We start from the raw sequence: 18,892 nt of genomic DNA, 5'->3' as shown, positions 1-18,892 counted from the left end.
AGACTCTAGTATTTGTTGGAGATGGCCCATGTTAGCAGCAATTAGTGCGTGACCTGTTGCGCCGCAATGGCCGACAATCGCGCCTTTGCGCTCGATATCGAGTGGCTGTTTTTTCAGCGCCGCGGGTAGTACCGGGGCGCGGCAAGGAGAGGAAATGTCTGAGGAGCGCGTAGAGCGTCTGCTCGCCGAAGTTCATGATGACTTCGGCATGATTCGAGTGCTGGAAGTGGCTGACTACCGTTTCCTCGAATTCGGCGATGCGATCGAGCAAAGCTGCGTGTTCACTGCTGACCCCAGCTGGCTGGAATACGACTACACCCGCGCCATGCTGATTGGTGCGTTGTGCCATGACGCTCCGGAAAGCGCACTGTTTCTGGGGTTGGGTGCCGGAACCCTGACCCAGGCCTGTCTCAAGTTTTTGCCCCTGGAAGATGTCGAAGCCATCGAGCTGCGCCCGGATGTGCCGCGTCTGGCCATCGAATACCTGGGCCTGGATGATGATCCGCGTTTGTATATTCGTATCGGTGATGCCCTGGAGCTGCTGGACAGCGCCGAGCCCGCGGACCTGATTTTTGTCGATCTGTACAACGATCTTGGACCGGCAGCGGGTCACCTGGCCTGGACATTCCTTGAAAACTGCCAAAAGAAGCTGGCCCCCAATGGCTGGCTGATCATCAACCAGTGGGCCACCGACGATGGCAAGCCGCTGGGGGCTGCGTTGCTGCGCGGCCTGTATCACCGCCATTATTGGGAGCTGCCGGTCAAGGAGGGTAATGTCATCCTGATGGTACCTGCTGATCTGGAACAGGCACTCGATATCGACGCGCTGACAGTCCGGGCACAAGTCCTGGCTCCGCGTCTGGGTTATTCGCTGGAGTCCCTGATCAAGGCAATTCGCCCGGCGACTTGATGCCAAGCGGTGAAACGTTTTAGCGTTTCACCCAGAGTGGCCCGGCACGAAAAGCTTTTTCAAGGACGAAAAAAAACGTTAAAGCCCGGTCCACAGAGGGATACAGACGATTTTGTGGCAAAAAACCCCTTCTTTTTTTTGATAAATCCGGTATAGTGCGCGCCGGCCTTTAGCCGGGCCACGTTTAGGTGTCGCATTTCCCGAAGCACGCTTCGGCTGCTCGTCCGTTTCGCGGACAACCCTGAACGCTCCATTCATTTAAACGTTTTCGCAAATCCCCGCCGACAAAGCAGCCAGGGCGACTCTTGAGTCTTACACGGCATGCGCAGCTTTGGAGCATGGGTCTTTGCGGATGCACTTAGAGGCAGACCCATGACCCAGGAAACCGGCGGCTTCGCCGCTTTTAATCTTAATCCGAACATTCTTTCTGCTGTCATCGCGACTGGCTACGAAGAACCTTCGGCTATTCAGCAGCAATCGATCCCGATCATCATGGCCGGTCACGACATGATTGGTCAGGCGCAAACCGGTACGGGTAAAACCGCCGCGTTCGCCCTGCCGATCCTGCACCGCATCGATCCTGCTAAGCGCGAGCCGCAAGCCCTGATCCTGGCGCCAACCCGTGAGTTGGCGCTGCAAGTAGCAACCGCTTTCGAAACCTACGCCAAGCAAATGCCGGGCGTTACCGTTGTGGCCGTTTACGGCGGCGCCCCTATGGGTCCACAACTGAAAGCAATCCGTAATGGCGCACAGATCGTTGTCGCCACTCCGGGCCGTCTGTGCGACCACCTGCGTCGTGACGAAAAAGTGCTGTCGACCGTGAACCACCTGGTTCTGGACGAAGCTGACGAAATGTTGAAACTGGGTTTCATGGACGATCTTGAAGTTATCTTCAAGGCACTTCCGCCAACCCGTCAGACCGTATTGTTCTCGGCAACCTTGCCGCAGTCGATCCGTGCCATTGCCGAACGCCATCTGCGCGATCCGCAACACGTGAAGATCCAGACCAAGACTCAGACCGTTACCGCGATCGAACAGGCTCACCTGTTGGTTCACGCTGACCAGAAGACCTCGGCTGTATTGAGCCTGCTGGAAGTTGAAGATTTCGACGCCCTGATCATGTTCGTTCGCACCAAGCAAGCGACCCTGGATCTGGCCAGCGCCCTTGAAGCCAAAGGCTACAAAGCTGCTGCGCTGAACGGTGACATTGCCCAGAACCAGCGTGAGCGCGTTATCGACTCCCTCAAGGATGGCCGTCTGGACATCGTTGTGGCAACCGACGTAGCGGCACGTGGTCTTGATGTTCCACGTATCACTCACGTGTTCAACGTTGACATGCCTTACGATCCAGAGTCCTACGTTCACCGTATCGGCCGTACTGGCCGTGCCGGTCGCGAAGGTCGCGCACTGCTGCTGGTGACTCCTCGTGAGCGCCGCATGCTGCAAGTGATCGAGCGTGTAACCGGTCAGAAAGTTGCGGAAGTCCGTCTGCCGGATGCCCAGGCTGTTCTTGATGCCCGCATCAAGAAGTTGACCAACAGCCTGACGCCGCTGGTCGCTGACGCTGAATCGACTCACGGTGATCTGCTGGATCGCCTGATTGCCGATATCGGCTGCAGCCCGCGTGCCCTGGCCGCTGCTCTGCTGCGCAAGGCAACCAACGGTCAGGCCCTGACCCTGGCAGCCATCGAGCGTGAACGTCCACTGGTGCCTAACAGTGCACCGCGTGAGCGTTCCGAGCGTTCGGGTGACCGTCCTGATCGTGGTGATCGCGAGCGTCGTGCTCCGGTTCCATTGGCTGAAGGCCGTGCACGTTGCCGTACCGCGCTGGGTGCGCGTGACGGTATCGCTGCCAAGAACCTGCTGGGCGCTATCCTCAACGAGGGTGGCCTGGCTCGTGAAGCTATCGGTCGCATCCAGGTGCGTGACAGCTTCAGCCTGGTAGAACTGCCGGAAGCCGGTCTGGAAGGTTTGCTGGCCAAACTGAAAGACACCCGCGTTGCTGGCAAGCAGTTGAAACTGCGTCGCTACCGCGAAGATTAATCACTCTTGCAGTGATTGATCGCTAAAAAATCCCCGCCTGGTGCGGGGATTTTTTTGTCCGGGATTTGTATTTGCTGGCCTTTGTGGGAGCGGGGCGCTAGCCAAACCGGTAGATATCCATCCCCAACGCACCCAGTGTCCAGCCCTGGTGGGCAATGCTGAACTGGCCGCCCGCGGCACGGGCAAAATACAACGGCAGCAGGTGCTCGTCGCTGGGGTGGTTTTTAGCGGCGAAAGGCGCCTGTGTGCGGTAGGCATGCAGCGCCGTTTCGTCATCAGCCGCCAGTTTGTCGATCATCCAGTCACGAAACGCCTTGGCCCAGGGTTCAATGCTCTCAGGGCCTGCGTGCCAGTCCAGTTCGCGCAGGTTGTGGGTGATGCTGCCCGAGCCGATGACCAGAATCCCCTCGCTGCGCAAGACCGCCAGTGCATGGCCTACCCTGGTCTGGCCCGCCGGGCCCAACTGGCTGGGCAACGAGACCTGCACCACCGGGATATCCGCATCCGGGTACATCAAGGACAGTGGCACCCAGGCGCCATGGTCAAAAGGGCGTCTGGCGTCCAGTCGCGCCGGCAAGCCGTTGTCTGCCAGCAATTCCACAATGTTCGCGGCCAACTTCGGGTCGCCGGGCGCAGGGTATTGCACGGCAAACAGTGCTGGCGGGAAGCCGCCAAAGTCATGCCAGGTTTCCGGTGACGGGTGGCTGGCGACCCGCAGGTCGGGGCTTTCCCAGTGCGCAGACACCAGCACTATGGCCTTGGGGCGCGGCAGTTCGGCCGCCAGGCGTTTGAGCGCCGGGCCACTGGCGCCCGGTTCCAGTGCTAGCATGGGGGAGCCGTGGGAGATAAACAGGCTGGGGAGCATGAAAGAGGTCCTCGAAGTTGAGATGCGTCATCTTCATCCTGATCATTGATCTAAATCCAATATAAGTTTTAGTGCTTATCTATCGAATTTAAAGGTGAATCATGCAGCCCGAATTTTGGCACGACCGCTGGGATCGCAATCAGATTGGCTTTCACCTGTCGCAGGTCAACCCTTACCTTCAGCGCCTTTGGCCGGCACTGGGGGTGGAGGAGGGCGGTCGTGTGCTGGTGCCGCTATGCGGCAAAAGCCTGGATATGAGTTGGCTGGCGGCCAACGGTCATGAAGTGCTGGGCGTGGAGCTGACGCAGACGGCCGTGGAGCAGTTTTTCAGTGAACAACAGGTCAAGCCACAGGTTCGTCAGCAGGGCGCCTTCAAGGTGTACGAGGCGGGTCCTGTGAAGATCCTCTGCGGTGATGTGTTTGCCCTGACTGAGGCTGACGTGGCCTCCTGTGTGGGGTTGTATGACCGCGCTGCAACCATCGCATTCCCTCCCGAGATGCGTGCGGCCTATGCTCGGCACCTGAGCCGGATTCTGCCGCCAGGCTGTCGGGGGCTGTTGATTACCCTGGATTACGATCAGTCGCAAATGAACGGCCCGCCGTTCTCGGTGCCGGACGCCGAGGTACAAAGCCTGCTGTCGCCTGCCTGGGCGCTGGAAGTGCTCGAGCAGCCGGATGTACTCGATCAGGAGTGGAAGTTCCTCAAGGGCGGCGTGACGCGACTGGTGGAGCGGGTGTATCGCCTGAGCAAAATCGCCTGAAGCAAAACCCGGGCACAAAAAAGGGCGACCTGGGTCGCCCTTTTTATGTTTGCCGTGGGGTTAGCCGCGGCGACGCAGTGCGTCGATACGTTCTTCCAGTGGCGGGTGGCTCATGAACATCCGCGCCAGGCCTTGTTTGAGGCCGCCGTTGATGCCGAAAGCCGCCATGGTGTCCGGCATGTGAACCGGCAGACCCTGCTCGGAGCGCAAGCGCTGCAGGGCGCTGATCATTGCCGAGGTGCCGGCGAGCTGCGCACCGGCTTCGTCAGCCCGGAATTCACGTTTACGCGAGAACCACATCACAATGGCGCTGGCGAGGAAACCCAGGACCAGTTCGGCGAAGATGGTCGCAACGTAGTAGGCAATGCCGCGGCCCTCGTCGTTCTTGAACACCACCTTGTCGACAAAGTTGCCGATGATCCGGGCAAAGAACATGACAAAGGTGTTCACCACGCCCTGCACCAGCGCCAGGGTGACCATGTCGCCGTTGGCAACGTGGCCGATTTCGTGGGCCAGTACCGCTTTTACTTCGTCGGGCGAAAAACGCTCCAGCAAGCCCTGGCTGACTGCGACCAGTGCATCGTTTTTATTCCAGCCCGTGGCAAAGGCGTTAGCCTCGTATGCCGGGAAAATCCCCACTTCAGGCATCTTGATCCCGGCTTCGCGGGACAGTTGTTCAACGGTTTGCATCAACCATTGTTCATGACGAGTACGAGGTTGTGTAATCACCTGGGTGCTGGTGCTCATCTTCGCCATCCATTTGGATATGAATAGCGAGAACAGAGACCCTGCAAAACCAAAGACCGCACAGAACACCAACAGCTGACTGAGGTTCAGATCAACCCCGTTGGCCGCCATGAACCCGTCAAAGCCGAACAGGCTCAGGGTGATGCTGGCAATCAGCACGACCGCCAGGTTAGTGGCCAAAAACAGCAGAATGCGCATCATGGTTGTATGGATCTCCTCGTCTTAAGGGTGTTGCCGTATGCGGGGTATATAAGGTGCTGCCACAGGCTATTCAACCAGGTGACTATTTCAAACTGTGTCCTGCAGCCTGATTTTAGTAGTTTGCTGGGGATTTCCTAATATGAAGGAGCGTTTTTTTTGGCCAGAAGTTCCACTGAGCGCCAGTAAATAAAGGGCTTTATGGTTTTCATGAGGCTATTGAAGGCGGGGGAGGTCCGTAAAGACGCAGAATGAAGAATGTTTCATCAGACACATGTTGTGCGACTTTTGATTGGTCGCACAACATGTTCAGAAACTACTGACGATAAGTCTTCAGAAAGTTACCGATCCGGCCAATGGCCATGTCCAGCTCGTCGACACGAGGCAGGGTCACGACACGGAAGTGATCCGGCCACGGCCAGTTGAAGGCGGTGCCTTGTACCACCAGCAGTTTTTCCGAGAGCAGGAGGTCCAGCACGAATTTCTCGTCGTTGAGGATCGGGCACACTTTCGGGTCGATACGCGGGAACGCATACAACGCCCCCATCGGTTTCACGCAACTGACACCGGGGATCGCGTTGAGCAGTTCCCAGGTGCGGTTCCGTTGCTCAAGGAGGCGTCCGTTGGGCAGTACCAGATCATTGATGCTCTGGTAGCCGCCCAATGCGGTTTGAATGGCGTGCTGGCTGGGCACGTTGGCGCACAGGCGCATGTTGGCCAGCATGTCGATGCCTTCGATATAGCCCTGAGCGTTTTGCTTGGGCCCGGAGATGGCAATCCAGCCCGAGCGGAAACCCGCAACCCGGTACGACTTGGACAGGCCGTTGAAGGTCAGGCACAACACGTCAGGGGCCAGTGAAGCGGTGCAGATATGCACCGCGTCGTCGTAGAGGATCTTGTCGTAGATCTCGTCCGAGAACACCACCAGATTGTGCTGGCGGGCAATCTCGAGCATGCCCAGCAGGACTTCCTTGGAGTACACCGCACCCGTCGGGTTGTTCGGGTTGATGATGACCATGGCTTTGGTGTTTGGAGTGATCCTGGCTTTTATGTCCTCAAGATCAGGCCACCAGTTGGCTTGCTCGTCGCACAGGTAGTGCACCGGATGGCCGCCAGCCAGCGTCACGGCAGCGGTCCACAGCGGGTAGTCCGGTGCTGGTACGAGAACTTCGTCGCCATTGTTGAGCAGCGCCTGCAGCGACATCACGATCAGCTCGGACACGCCGTTGCCCAGGTAGATGTCTTCGATGCCGACACCTTCCACCTGCTTTTGCTGGTAGTACTGCATGACTGCCTTGCGGGCGCTGAACAGGCCTTTGGAGTCGCTGTAGCCCTGGGCTGTCGGCAGGTTGCGGATCACGTCCTGGAGGATTTCGTCCGGCGCTTCAAAACCAAAAGGTGCCGGGTTGCCGATGTTCAGCTTGAGGATGCGATGGCCTTCCTCCTCCAGTCGTTTGGCGTGCTTGAGCACCGGGCCGCGAATGTCATAACAGACGTTGGCGAGCTTGTTTGATTTGCTGACCTGCATGGCGATGTGATCCCGAAAATGAACGATCCAGGCGATGTGATGACCACTGCACTGGGAAATTCTGTGTTTGCACACAGTGGCTAACACCGCTTTGCTTCAAGAATCCGTTTGAATGCAGCTAGGGCGGGTGCCAGACTGGTGATTAACGAGGCGCAATCATACGTGCCACCCGATCCCTGGAAAAGCCACCGGTCGGGGTTTTTCAGTGACAGAGGCAGAACCATGGAAAAGTTGAACAAAACCCTGGACGAATGGAAGGCCATGCTCGACCCGGAGCAATACAACGTGTGCCGCCTCAAAGGCACCGAACGGCCGTTTTCGGGGAAATACAACGCCACCAAAACTGACGGTGTCTATCACTGTATCTGCTGCAACGCGCCGCTGTTTGACTCCAGCGCCAAGTTTGACTCTGGCTGCGGCTGGCCGAGCTTTTCCCGGCCCATTGGCGACAGTGCGATGGTCGAGATCCGTGACGTCAGCCACGGCATGGTGCGTACCGAAGTGGTCTGCGCCAAATGTGATGCGCATCTGGGCCATGTGTTCCCTGACGGTCCGCCCCCGACCGGGCTGCGCTACTGTATCAACTCGGTGTGCCTGGACCTGGTCCCTCGCGTCTGACTTCTTGAGGTGTTGCCATGAACGATAACCTGCTCGATATTGCCTGTACCACGCGGGTCGGTGAGCAAAAGGCCCTTGGCGATTTCGGCGGCAAGGCGCTGCTGGTGGTCAATACGGCCAGCAAGTGCGGCTTTACCCCACAGTACAAAGGGCTGGAGGCGTTGTGGCAGCAGTACAGGGATCAAGGGCTGGTGATTCTGGGCTTCCCCTGTAACCAGTTTGGCAAGCAGGAGCCGGGCGACGAAGCGGCCATTTCCGGGTTTTGCGAGCTGAATTTTGGTGTGAGCTTCCCGCTGTTCAAGAAGGTCGAGGTCAATGGCCCCCAGGCTCATCCATTGTTTGTCCAGCTCAAGAGGCGTGCGCCGGGGCTGTTGGGCTCGCAGGGAATCAAATGGAACTTCACCAAATTCCTGGTCAGTGGCGATGGCAAAAGCGTAAAGCGCTATGCCCCGACCACCAAACCTGAGGCGCTCAAGGCCGATATCGAAGCGTTACTGGGTTAAAATCGCTCTATCTGTAGCCGCTGACGAGTGGAACGAGGTTGCGATCGGCGGCGCAGCCGTCGCAAATCCTGCAAACCGTGCCTGTCTGGTGCACCCTGGTGCATCATTTTGCGACCGCTTCGTCGCAGTGGCGCACCATCTCGATCGCGGCCTCGTTCTACTCGTCGGCGGCAACACGGTTGGAGTCTCTGTCTCGCCTTTGCGGCACCCATACCTCAATCAACGCCGCCAGCTCTTCGCGCCGAAACGGCTTGGCCAGATAATCGTTCATCCCCGCCGAACGGCAGCGCTCACGCTCTTCGGGCATGGCATTGGCGGTCAGGGCGACGATGGGCAACTTGGGCCAGCGCCCGCGATGGCGGATTTGCCGTGTGGCTTCGTAGCCATCCATGACTGGCATGTTGCAGTCCATCAACACCAGGTCAAAGGTCTTCTGCTCCAGCCGACTCAGCGCCTCGCCGCCGTGGCTCGCAACCACCACTTCACAGCCCAGCTTGCTCAACATGCCCTTGGCCACCAGCTGGTTGACCGGATTGTCTTCGACCAGCAGGATTCGCGCGCGGTGGACCGCAGGAGTATTCACGGTTTGAGTGCCCTGTACCTCGCCGTCGTCCTTGAGCAGCAAATGTTGCAAGGTCTTGTACAGTGCCTGACGCGACAGGGGCCGGGCTTTTTGTTGCAGGGGTGCCAGCGCATTGACCTGGTCACCGGGCATAAAGTTGCCATACGCGGTCACCAGCAGGATCGGCGCACTGATGGCCGGGCGCAGGCCAAGCAGGCACTCGGCACAGTCGGTAATCAGTAACTGTGGATGGGTGTCGGTCAGTGAGTCGTCCTGGGAGTAGCGTGTGTAGTCCAGCCCCCACAGGGGCAAAAAACTGCCAAGCATTTCGCTCAGCCCGCTGCTCGCTGCACTCACCACAATAACCCGGCCGGACAACGGCTTTGGCTGGATGGCGGGGGTATGGCAGGGCAGGGGGAGTTCGGCGCAGAACTGGCTGCCAAAACCGACTTCCGAGCTGATGGTCAGGCGTCCGTGCATGACTGCGCACAGACTGTTGGTCAGGGTCAGACCAAGCCCGGTGCCACCATACTGGCGGGTGATGCCGGCCTCTGCCTGAGTGAAGGGGCTGAAAATTCTGGCCTGGGCCTCCTGGGCGATGCCGATGCCGGTATCGCAAACCTCGATACGTACCTGATCGCCTTGCGCGCTGAGCCGTACATCCACCCGCCCGAATCGGGTGAATTTCAGCGCGTTGGACAACAAATTGCTGACGATCTGTCGGACCCGGGTCGGGTCCCCCATGACCAGTGCCGGAAACTGCGGATCGATCAGGCAGGTCAGTTCCACGCTGGGTGCGGCGTTCTGTGACAGCAGGTTGGCGGTATCTTCGATCAGCGTGCCCAGGTCGAAGGCAATATGTTCAAGCTCCAGTTGGCCCGCGTCGAATTTCGACAGGTCGAGAATGTCATTGAGCAGCTCGACCAGAACCTTGCCGGAGTCATGGGCAATCGACAATTGCTGGTGTTGCTCGGCATTCAGCGGGCTGTCCAGGCACAGCGCCAGCATCCCGAGCAAACCATTGAGCGGGGTGCGTATTTCATGGCTCATATTGGCCAGAAACGCTGAGCGTGCCTGGGCCATTTCCAGGGCAGTAGTGCGCGCAGCCTCAAGCTCTTCATTGGAGTGGCGCAGTTGCTCGTTGCTGGCCTCCAGTTCCTGGGTGCGCACAGAAACAATGGTTTCCAGCTGTGCCAGGTACTCGGTCAGGGTGTTTTCGGCGCGGCGCCGGTATTCCATTTCACGGGCCATGGCCTCGAACTGCTGATTGGCAGCGTTCACCAGTACGCCAATTTCATCGTTTTCGTGACCGCTGGGGCAGTGCACTTTCGACTGCCCCGGATCTGCGGGCTTGCCATCGCTGATCTCACGAATCACTCGCACCAGCGGCTTGGTCAGCATGACGTAAAACAGGCCCAGAAGAATAAAGGTGAGCACGATGCTGCGAATAAAACCGCTGAGCAGTGTGACTTCCGCCCGCTGCAAAAACCGCTTGCCGAAGGGGTAGGTATCCACCTCAAGGTGCAAGACCCCCATGCTTTGTTCGGGGAGGTGATTGAAGTACAGTCGCTGGTCAAATGAGCGGTTGGCACCGAACAGAGAGTCGCTCAGCGCCCGATAACGGCCGGTTTCAGGCAGATCCTGCACCGCCGAGAGCACCAGATAGTCGTTGTCGAGCAGTTGTGCGGCGGTGATCGCCGGTGAGCGCACCAGCCCTTGCAAAAGCTCTTGGGCAAGCTCCGAATCAAGGTTGTAGGCAATGCGTGATGCCGGGTTGTGACTGATCTCGAGTAGCGACTGGATTTCGCGATCGATGGCGGCGTTTTCACTGGCATAATCGATGCCGATTTGCAGCAGGCTAAGCAGGGTCCCCAATATCAGACCGACCAGCACAGTCAGTTTGGCTTGCTTGAAAGACAGGCGGTGGGTGAGTTTTATGTCCATTGGGGGTGTTGCACCTGTTTCCATTTCCTTGCGGCGTGCAAGAGTAGTCGATTCGTGGGTCAACCGGCAGGCATTACTGCGGTATTTGCGACCTGGCGATGTGAGTCGTAATGTGGTTTGAGCTGAATGTAGGTCATATCAATATGCCATCATTGTGTATCAGTCTGAGGAAATGTTGTGAATTCTAATCTGGATGCCTTTCTGCAACGGGCCGAAGCGGTCCTCGCACGTCTTGAACCCTTGCTGCCTGCTCAGCGTGAGCCGATCGAATGGCATCAATGCCTGGCGGCCCGTTGGCAGCGGGAGGGGCGTTCGGGTTACCTGATGCCATTGCAAGTCAGCCTTGATATGCGCCTTTCGGACCTGATCGGCGTCGATAACCAGCGGGATCAACTGGGTCGCAATACCAAACAGTTCCTTGATGGTTTGCCGGCCAACCACGCTCTGCTTTGGGGCTCGCGCGGTACTGGCAAGTCTTCGATCATCCGTGCACTGCTTGCCGAGTATGGCAATGCGGGCCTGCGCCTGATCGAGATCGAGCGTGACCATCTGGCCGACCTGCCGCGGGTGGTCGAGCAATTGCAAGGTTTGCCCCAGCGCTTTGTGCTGTTTTGCGATGACTTGTCATTTGAGGCGGGTGAAAGCGATTACCGGGTGCTCAAAAGCGTGCTCGATGGTTCCCTTGAGCAAGCGCCGGATAACGTCCTGCTTTACGCCACGTCGAACCGCCGTCATCTGGTGCCCGAAAAGGAAAGCGATAACGAAAACTGGAAGAATGTCGACGGTGAGTTGCATCCCAATGAAGCCGTGGAAGACAAGATCGCCTTGTCTGATCGCTTCGGCCTGTGGCTGTCGTTTTATCCGTTCACCCAGGACCATTTCCTGAGCGTGGTTGAGCACTGGATCGATGTATTGGCCACCAAAGCCGGTTTGCAGTGGCAGCGCGACGAGGCACTGGATATTCTGGCGGTGCGCTGGGCAACCGGGCGTGGCAACCGCAACGGCCGTTGTGCCTATCAGTTCGCGCGTTATTGGGTGGGTTTGAAATTGTTGGAGCAAGTGAATGATTGATTTGAACGCCACAGGTGCAGGCCTGAACGGCTATGGCCTGTTGCAGGCTCAGTTGGAGTCGTTGTTGGCAGATGAGCGTGACTTTATTGCCAACGCTGCACAGTTCTCGGCGTTTTTGTATCACCAGCTCGATGATCTGAACTGGGCCGGGTTTTACCTAAATCGTAATGAGGAGCTGGTACTGGGCCCGTTTCAGGGGCAAATTGCCTGTGTTCGTATCCCGTTTGGGCGTGGCGTCTGCGGGGCTGCAGCGGCGAGCCGGCAAACGCAGCGAGTTGAAGACGTGCATGCATTTGCCGGGCACATCGCTTGCGACAGTGCCTCCAACAGTGAGTTGGTCGTGCCGTTGATCAAGGATGGTCGCCTGATCGGCGTGCTGGATCTGGACAGCCCGAGCATCGGGCGCTTCAGCGAGCAGGATCAGTTGGGCATTGAAGCGCTGGCGGCCATCTTTTTGCGCTTGAGCGAGTGCTGATCCGCATCAGTTTTTCAGCCCGGCCTTGAGCATCAGCGCATCGATATCGACCGTATCGATTTGTTGAGGGTCAAGAAACTGCCGGGCGTATTGCAGGTAAATCTGTTCGTGCATGAACAGCGCGAACAGTTGCGGATCAATATGGGCGTCATGGCACATGGCGGCCATGATGTTCAGCGCCTCACTCAAGGTTTTGCTGCGTTTATAGGGGCGATCCGACGCGGTCAATGCCTCGAAAATATCGGCAATTGCCATCATCCGTGCCTCCAGGCTCATTTCCTCGCGTTTCAGGCGTTTTGGATAACCGCTGCCATCCATTTTTTCGTGATGCCCCCCGGCAATTTCGGCAATGTTGCTCAGGTAGGCAGGTAGCGGCAGGCTGCTGAGCATCAGGATGGTTTGCACGATGTGGTTATTGATGATGTAGCGCTCTTCGCGGGTCAAGGTGCCGCGCCGGGTACTGAGGTTGTACAGCTCGCCACGGTTGAATTTGTAGGGTGGTACTTCGAGTTTGAAGCCCCAGGGGTTTTCGGGGTCAATCAGGTCGGCCTCGGGGCGAGTGAACAGGTGCTCGGGCTTGTCGGCCAGCAGCGACTCGGTCACCGGCAAGGCTTGCTCCTGGCGGGTGGACTGGCGTTTGTTTTCTTCCCAGGAAACGCCCAGGCGATCATCCAACGTGCGGGTCCAGGTGCGGCGCGCAATGGCGTTCAAACGCTGCAGGTCTGCCTCCATCATGGCTTCCCCGCCCAGATTGCACTGGGCGACAAAAGCGAAGTCATCATCCAGCTCAAGCAGGCAGGCATCTCGCAGGTGCGCCAGCTGTTGATCGTCGCCACCCAGGGCTCGTGCCTGCCAGTAATTGACCCAGGCATCGCTCTTGAGCACTTCAAAGCGGGTGCGGATTTCGTGAATGCGGTCGTACAGGGTTTCAAGCTTGGTGGCCTTGTCGACTACATATTCCGGTGTTGTGACTTTGCCGCAGTCGTGCAGCCAGGCGGCGATACGCAGCGCCTCCCATTGCTCATCCGTGGGAGCGTACTGCTCAAAGGGTGGCTGCCGGCTCGCCGCAGCCGCCTGTGCCAGCATCAATGTCAGGATTGGAACCCGTTGGCAATGGCTGGCGGTGTACGGGCTTTTGGCGTCGATAGCCCCCGCCAGCAATTGGATCAATGCATCCAGCAACTGTTTCTGCCGAGCCTGCAGGCGCTGGCTTTCAATAGCAACGGCAGCCGTACCGGACACCGCCTGGATAAAGGCAATCCGGTCGGCCCGCAAGTGATCCTGATCGTCAGTCGAACCACTGTCGTTCAATACCAGCACAAGAATACCCACCGTTTCGCCCTGGCGGTTGTGCAGGCGAATGCCGATCAGGTGGATACTCTGGCTGCCCAGTTCATCCATCACAGACTGCAAGTCACCCGCCTGTTCAAGGGTGAGTGAGCGGGCGACACTGTCATGACCTTCGAAAAGCGCCCGCAACCACTCGGGGCTCTGGCTGTCGTCAGGGTTCAGCACGGGCGCGGGCTGGGTTGCCAGATCCTGGGGCTGGCCGTTGATGATCAGGCCTTTTAACTCCAGTTGAGTACTGTCGTTCTTTGCAAGGTAGATCAGCCCGGCCTCTGCCTGAGCAATCTTGAGAGTCTCGAACAGTACGGACTGCAGCAAGGGTTCAAATCGGGTATGGGCCGAGAGGCTGGAGGTGATTTCAAAAAAGCTGGCGAGGGTTTCTTTCATGCGGCCCATGGATGCCTGCATCTGATCGATTTCGAGCACGGGCGATTGTCGTGTGAATGGATAGTTGAAATCGAACCGTCGAACCGCATCGGCTTCACGCACCAATTCGCGCAAGGGCCTCACCAGCAACCTGGAGGTCACCCACCCCATGGGCAGGCACAGCACCAGGGCGCCCAATGTCACCAGGGCCCCTTGCCAGCGCAACTGATAGGCATCGGCCAACAGCTCGTCTTGCGGGACCATCATTGCCAATTGCAAGCCATTGGCACTGCCATCGTCCACCTTGAACCGCGAAACGATCCATTGGCGCTGGCCGTCGTCCAGGCGCTGCTGAGCATCTGCCCCTTGATTGATCAGCAGTCCAAGGGCCGGATTCAGCTCCGAGACTTTGGGCAGTTTGGTGGGGTCCATGGCGTTCAATAATTTGTTGAAGTCCGGGTAAGCGATGGCCCGGCCATCATCGCCGAACAGAACAATCTGTGTACCAGGCGTTGTTTGATGGTCGGCCAGGGTGGCGGACAGTTGAGACAGCGTTACATCGGCACCCATCACCGTATTGGCAGTACTGCGTTTGGCGAGTGTAGTACCAACTTCGTGGGTGGTAAAAAACAGGTAGGGGCTGGTGGTGGTCTGATTTTTGTCGGCATCCTGCGCAATAAACCAGCTGCGCAGCCGGGGGTCATAGAGCTCATTGGGGATGTTGCGCTGTTCGAGCTGTTTCAGATTTGCATCCAGATACAGTTTTTTTGAATTAACCGTGCCTTGCCGGGCTGCACGTGTTATCGACCATACTTCGAAGCTAGCTTGGGGTGGGGCTTTTAACTGGCGCCGGACCTCTTGATTGCGCAAAGGCCGGACCAGGAAAAAGTTGCCGTTGTCATCGCCCAGGTATAGAGCTGACAGCGTGTGGTTGTCTTCGAGTGCTTGTACAAAGGGCTGCAGCAGGCCTGTTCGAAGCTCGACCTGGTCGGTTGTGGCCGCAGAATCAAGAATTAGCAGGTTGAGCGCATGCCGTATGGGTTGATAGGCATCCAGCAGGTCATCCTGAACATCCTGTTCTATGTAGCTGAACAACTTTTGGCTGCTGTCGAGAATGATGCGGGTGGTTTGCTGGTAATTGAATACGCCCAGTACAACGCCCAGCAATAGCAACAAAAATGTAAACATCGCACTTATGTGAGCATGCAGCGGGTACTGGCGCCGATGGGAGAGCGCACTGTTGCGCATGGGCTGATTCTCCGCTGATGTAGGCGTGCTGGTATCTATCAGCATAGTAAAACCGCGCCAACCTGCCTTTGATTGGCGCTCAGGTGTGCTTCGTCAACGATTCAAGTTGCAGGGCCAGCGCCTGTCCCAGTGCACGCATGGAGACCTGCACTTGCTCGCGGGCCTGCACGAGGTTAGCGGGCGTGGCTTGCTCCAGTGCCTCGCAGTTGTTGATCAGGCTTTGGGCGCCCACAATGCGGGCAGCGCCTTTTATCCTGTGGGCAATTTCGACAAACGCCTGCAATTCGCCGTTGTCAGGTAACTCAAGCAGCGTCTTGAGATCCTGGCAGTTGCTGCGGAGCAGTTCTTCCAGCAAGAGTCTTGTTCGTTCCTTGTCGCCTCCTGTAAGCGGGCTGAGAGCGTCGGCGTTGAAGGCTTCCGGGCAGTGGAATAGCGGCTCAAGCATGGCCAGTCGTTGACTCAACAGGGTCAGGCTGATGGGTTTGAACAGGCAGTCGTCCATTCCTGCCTGCTTGCAGCGTTGCCGCTCTTCCGGTTGGGCATTTGCAGTAAACCCCAGCACGGTACATGGCCGTTGGCTGGAGGCCAGCTCATGCTTGCGTATGGCTCGAGTCAGTTCATAGCCATTCAGGACAGGCATGTTGCAGTCTGCAATGACCAGGTCGAATTTGCCTGTCTTCCAGGTTTTCAAACCTGCGGCGCCGTCGTGCTCGGTGGTAAACCTGTGCCCTAAAAATCCAAGTTGCTGGCACATCAGCAAGCGGTTGGCCGGGTGATCATCCACCACCAGTACGTTAAGCGGATGAGCGGCAGGGTTGATTGAGGGTTCTTGTGCGGGGGTGCACTGGGACGGCGTCAGGGTCGGCACTTCAAGTTTTATCTGAACCTGGGTACCTGCACTTTCCTGGCTGCTCAGTACCAGGGTACCGCCCATCATTTCGCACAGGCTACGGCAGATGACAAGGCCAAGACCGGCACCATTGAGCGCCAGTTGCCCGCTGTTCTGTGCCTGGGCGAAGGGCTCAAACAGGCGTGCCTGATCACGCTCGCTGATGCCGATGCCAGTGTCTTTGACGCTCAAGTGCAGTTCAGTCCGCTCAGGGGTGCCGGCTGGCAGCAAGTTGATTTCAAGCGTCACCCGGCCTTGTTGGGTGAACTTGATCGCATTGCTGATCAGGTTGGTCAGGATTTGCTTGAGACGAAGCGGATCGATCAGTACGTCGGGTAGATCGTCTGTTGCATCGAAACGCAGGTCGAGCGTGAGGTTTTTTTGCCGCGCCAGGCCATCAAAAATCCGCATCACGGAGTGTGCCAGTTGGTGCAGATTGACGCGTTCCGGGCACAGGTTCAGGCGGCCGGACTCTATACGGGCAATATCAAGAATATCGCCTATCAGCTCCAGCAGGTCTTTGGCCGAGTTATAAGCAACTTCAATGGACGGGCGGTCGAGATGCCCATGGTCGGCGCGCTTGAGCGTCAGTTCAAGCAAACCGATCACTGCGTTCATCGGTGTACGGATTTCATGGCTCATGGTTGCCAGGAAGGTGCTTTTGGCCCGGTTGGCATCATCTGCCAGCTCCTTGGCCGTACGCAGCTCATACAGTAGCTGATGACGTTCACTGATATCAATCCAGCCACCGATGATGCCCTGTACTTCGCCCAGGGAGTCCCGATAGGGAAGAATCCAGTGATAGATAGTGAGCGTTTTTTCGCCGATTCTCAGCGGGCGATCAGTCACCAGCGGAGTACCTTCACGCATGACACGCAGGTAGTCGGCCTGATAGTCACGGGCTTCACATTCGTTGCTCAGGAGGTCGCAGGTTTGCATCACGGTCTTGCCGATGACTTCTTCGCGCCTGGCTGAAAAGGCATTCAAGTAGCTGTCATTGCAGGTTTTCAGAACACCTTCGCGATCACGCACATAAATAGGATGAGGCGTACCGTTGACGAGCGCACGCATGAACTCGAACTGATCGCTGAGTGCACGTTCGGCCGATTTTCGTTGCCGGATCTGGCGCCGCATATAGGCATTCCAGATCAGGGACAGCAACAGTAAAAGGCTGGTGCCAATGATGAACTGGTAGAACAGGCGATGGTAATTGTGCCAGTAACTATCAGATGCCGGCACATAGCCCCGCCAGCGGCTGTTGATAATGCCCAGCTCATCAGGCGCGATACTCAACAACGCCTTGTTGAGGATTGAGGACAACTCGCTGGCATCCCGGGCAGTGGCGAGGGAAAACATGGCGGGTTGGGTGCCGATGGTGGCACTGATTTGTAACCGGTCCTGAAACAACCCCGAGGCCAGCAGGTAGTTGGCGATGACCAGCGTACTGACTGCACCTTGCACTTTCTCTTCGGCCAGCAGTTCTGTGGCGCGATAGATATCCCCGGTTTCTACCAGTGTTATCTGCGGGTATTGACTGCGCAGGTAATCGGTCAGGGGATTGCCTCGGGTCAAGGCCAGTTTTTTACCCGCAAGTTGTTCAAGGCTCGCAGGTTGCCCATCACCTTTTGCCGTAAGCAGGACAAAGGAGTTCACCAGATAGGGACGGGTGAAACTGAGGGCGCTTTCTCGTGAGGCTGAAGGATTGATGGCCGAGATAATGTCGGTTTCGTGCCGACTGATCATTCGGGTCATGGTGTCGAGGCTGTTCGCGCGTTGTATTTCGAAGCGCAGCCCCGTGCGCAGACGGATCATCTCCAGCAGGTCGGCAGTAATGCCTCGGAAATCCCCGCTGGCATCAAAAAATGTCAGGGGTGCCATGGTTTCGTTGACCACTACGTTGACCACAGGATGCTTGAGCAGCCAACGGGCTTCTCGCTGAGTAAGCTGCAGCTTCTGATCGGACAGTAGAATGTCACTGCCAGCGCTCCAGCGTTTGGCAATGCTTTCTTGTTCACTGTTGGGTACGGCCTTGAGTGTGGCGTTGATGATGCCTAGCAGGGGCGAGTTGTCCCGACGCACTGCAAAGCTGAATCCATGGGCTTCGTGTTTGCCAAAATTGGCCATCTTGATGTTTTTCAGGTACCCCTTGTTGATCATGTAATGGGTCGACACAGTGTCCCCCAGAAAAATATCCGCCTGATCGAAAGCCACGGCATTAATGGCATTTTGATAGGACGGATAAGACTGGATGATTGCCTGGGGATAAAGCGCCTTTACTTCCTCCTGGGGCAGATAGTGGTACACCATACTCAAGCGCAAACCGGCGAGGCCTTGGGAGAGTGAGCGTGTTTCTCCCTCTCGGGTCACCAGTACGGGTTGGTCGATGGCATAGGGAATGGAAAGTACAAGGTGCTGGTTCGCGGCCTCAAAGCCGTTGGAAGTACCCAGCAGGTCAATCTGGCCGTCCTCGAGTGCCTTGATGGCTGCTTCTCTGGAGGCAAAGCGCTGGATCCTGATCGACAGCTTGAGGGCTTTGCGCAGAAGGCCGGCGTAATCTGCGGTGAGGCCTTCGTAGTCCCGACCGCTATCGGTCATGTCGAACGGTGGATAGTCGGCAGCAGAGGTGCCGATCACGAGTTCGCGCTTATTTTGCAGCCAGTATCGTTGAGTGTTGTCCAGGGGGACTTCAATGTGGCCGGAACTCGAGCGGCTGAGCAACGTAAGGGTTTCACTGCGGACCGGGGCGGCCAGCACGGGCACGCACAGAACTAACCCCGCAAAAAGTGACAGGTACTTGATTAATCGTGCGGGCATCCT

13 protein-coding genes are annotated in these 18,892 nt (G+C 57.5%); 7 read left to right on the top strand and 6 right to left on the bottom strand.

Annotation, left to right across the window (positions count from 1 at the left end; translation table 11 throughout):
- Positions 1-154: 154 nt before the first annotated feature.
- Complete coding sequence (locus tag HBN79_RS11075) at positions 155-910, top strand: spermidine synthase (RefSeq protein WP_095002245.1); 756 nt, start codon at positions 155-157, stop codon at positions 908-910.
- A gap of 372 nt (positions 911-1,282) precedes the next feature.
- Positions 1,283-2,953, top strand: coding sequence for a DEAD/DEAH box helicase (locus HBN79_RS11070; RefSeq protein ID WP_095002244.1), 1,671 nt, complete (start codon positions 1,283-1,285; stop codon positions 2,951-2,953).
- Between the two features lie 97 nt (positions 2,954-3,050).
- Here the strand turns inward: HBN79_RS11070 and HBN79_RS11065 are convergent, their stop codons facing one another.
- Positions 3,051-3,818 carry a class III extradiol ring-cleavage dioxygenase gene (locus HBN79_RS11065; RefSeq protein ID WP_095019382.1) on the bottom strand — a complete coding sequence of 256 codons (768 nt, stop codon included), beginning with the start codon at positions 3,816-3,818 and terminating at the stop codon, positions 3,051-3,053.
- Between the two features lie 101 nt (positions 3,819-3,919).
- On the opposite strand from HBN79_RS11065, the gene HBN79_RS11060 reads away from it, so the two are divergent.
- Positions 3,920-4,579 (top strand): thiopurine S-methyltransferase, encoded by a 660-nt coding sequence (locus HBN79_RS11060; RefSeq protein WP_095032177.1) that lies wholly within the window; start codon positions 3,920-3,922, stop codon positions 4,577-4,579.
- Between the two features lie 60 nt (positions 4,580-4,639).
- Here HBN79_RS11060 and htpX read toward each other — a convergent pair whose 3' ends face one another.
- Both htpX and HBN79_RS11050 read right to left on the bottom strand, forming a co-directional pair.
- On the bottom strand, positions 4,640-5,527 hold the full coding sequence (htpX, locus tag HBN79_RS11055) for a protease HtpX (protein ID WP_088379295.1): 888 nt from the start codon (positions 5,525-5,527) through the stop codon (positions 4,640-4,642).
- A 313-nt stretch (positions 5,528-5,840) separates the two neighbouring features.
- Entirely contained in the window at positions 5,841-7,052 is a 1,212-nt protein-coding gene (locus HBN79_RS11050) for a pyridoxal phosphate-dependent aminotransferase (protein WP_095002241.1), read from the bottom strand.
- Between the two features lie 222 nt (positions 7,053-7,274).
- Between HBN79_RS11050 and msrB the strand changes: the two genes are divergently transcribed.
- Complete coding sequence (gene msrB / locus HBN79_RS11045) at positions 7,275-7,670, top strand: peptide-methionine (R)-S-oxide reductase MsrB (RefSeq protein ID WP_095002240.1); 396 nt, start codon at positions 7,275-7,277, stop codon at positions 7,668-7,670.
- A 17-nt stretch (positions 7,671-7,687) separates the two neighbouring features.
- Positions 7,688-8,173 carry a glutathione peroxidase gene (locus HBN79_RS11040; RefSeq protein ID WP_169916721.1) on the top strand — a complete coding sequence of 162 codons (486 nt, stop codon included), beginning with the start codon at positions 7,688-7,690 and terminating at the stop codon, positions 8,171-8,173.
- Positions 8,174-8,330: 157 nt separating this feature from the next.
- On the opposite strand, the gene HBN79_RS11035 is transcribed toward HBN79_RS11040, so the two are convergent.
- Positions 8,331-10,679 carry a response regulator gene (locus HBN79_RS11035; protein WP_095032176.1) on the bottom strand — a complete coding sequence of 783 codons (2,349 nt, stop codon included), beginning with the start codon at positions 10,677-10,679 and terminating at the stop codon, positions 8,331-8,333.
- 177 nt (positions 10,680-10,856) lie between these two features.
- Between HBN79_RS11035 and HBN79_RS11030 the strand changes: the two genes are divergently transcribed.
- Both HBN79_RS11030 and HBN79_RS11025 read left to right on the top strand, forming a co-directional pair.
- The gene (locus HBN79_RS11030) at positions 10,857-11,750 is read left to right on the top strand and encodes an ATP-binding protein (protein WP_095002237.1); all 894 of its coding nucleotides are present in this window, start codon (positions 10,857-10,859) and stop codon (positions 11,748-11,750) included.
- Positions 11,743-12,225 carry a GAF domain-containing protein gene (locus HBN79_RS11025; protein WP_095002236.1) on the top strand — a complete coding sequence of 161 codons (483 nt, stop codon included), beginning with the start codon at positions 11,743-11,745 and terminating at the stop codon, positions 12,223-12,225. Before HBN79_RS11030 ends, HBN79_RS11025 begins: the two co-directional genes overlap by 8 nt.
- 6 nt (positions 12,226-12,231) lie before the next feature.
- Here the strand turns inward: HBN79_RS11025 and HBN79_RS11020 are convergent, their stop codons facing one another.
- Both HBN79_RS11020 and HBN79_RS11015 read right to left on the bottom strand, forming a co-directional pair.
- Positions 12,232-15,186 (bottom strand): HD domain-containing phosphohydrolase, encoded by a 2,955-nt coding sequence (locus tag HBN79_RS11020; protein WP_169916720.1) that lies wholly within the window; start codon positions 15,184-15,186, stop codon positions 12,232-12,234.
- 79 nt (positions 15,187-15,265) lie between these two features.
- Entirely contained in the window at positions 15,266-18,889 is a 3,624-nt protein-coding gene (locus tag HBN79_RS11015; protein WP_169916719.1) for a transporter substrate-binding domain-containing protein, read from the bottom strand.
- Positions 18,890-18,892 lie beyond the last annotated feature (3 nt).

The sequence above is a fragment of the Pseudomonas sp. WS 5051 genome, assembly GCF_012985715.1.
Lineage (GTDB): Bacteria > Pseudomonadota > Gammaproteobacteria > Pseudomonadales > Pseudomonadaceae > Aquipseudomonas > Aquipseudomonas bubulae.
This window is presented reverse-complemented; position numbering and strand designations above follow the sequence as displayed.

What these genes read in the sequence shown, in the direction of transcription:
- HBN79_RS11075 (WP_095002245.1), top strand. Translation starts at nt 155, where the DNA reads ATGTCTGAGGAGCGCGTAGAGCGTCTGCTCGCCGAAGTTCATGATGAC.
- HBN79_RS11070 (WP_095002244.1), top strand. Translation starts at nt 1,283, where the DNA reads ATGACCCAGGAAACCGGCGGCTTCGCCGCTTTTAATCTTAATCCGAAC.
- HBN79_RS11065 (WP_095019382.1), bottom strand. Translation starts at nt 3,818, where the DNA reads ATGCTCCCCAGCCTGTTTATCTCCCACGGCTCCCCCATGCTAGCACTG.
- HBN79_RS11060 (WP_095032177.1), top strand. Translation starts at nt 3,920, where the DNA reads ATGCAGCCCGAATTTTGGCACGACCGCTGGGATCGCAATCAGATTGGC.
- htpX (WP_088379295.1), bottom strand. Translation starts at nt 5,527, where the DNA reads ATGATGCGCATTCTGCTGTTTTTGGCCACTAACCTGGCGGTCGTGCTG.
- HBN79_RS11050 (WP_095002241.1), bottom strand. Translation starts at nt 7,052, where the DNA reads ATGCAGGTCAGCAAATCAAACAAGCTCGCCAACGTCTGTTATGACATT.
- msrB (WP_095002240.1), top strand. Translation starts at nt 7,275, where the DNA reads ATGGAAAAGTTGAACAAAACCCTGGACGAATGGAAGGCCATGCTCGAC.
- HBN79_RS11040 (WP_169916721.1), top strand. Translation starts at nt 7,688, where the DNA reads ATGAACGATAACCTGCTCGATATTGCCTGTACCACGCGGGTCGGTGAG.
- HBN79_RS11035 (WP_095032176.1), bottom strand. Translation starts at nt 10,679, where the DNA reads ATGGACATAAAACTCACCCACCGCCTGTCTTTCAAGCAAGCCAAACTG.
- HBN79_RS11025 (WP_095002236.1), top strand. Translation starts at nt 11,743, where the DNA reads ATGATTGATTTGAACGCCACAGGTGCAGGCCTGAACGGCTATGGCCTG.
- HBN79_RS11020 (WP_169916720.1), bottom strand. Translation starts at nt 15,186, where the DNA reads ATGCGCAACAGTGCGCTCTCCCATCGGCGCCAGTACCCGCTGCATGCT.
- HBN79_RS11015 (WP_169916719.1), bottom strand. Translation starts at nt 18,889, where the DNA reads ATGCCCGCACGATTAATCAAGTACCTGTCACTTTTTGCGGGGTTAGTT.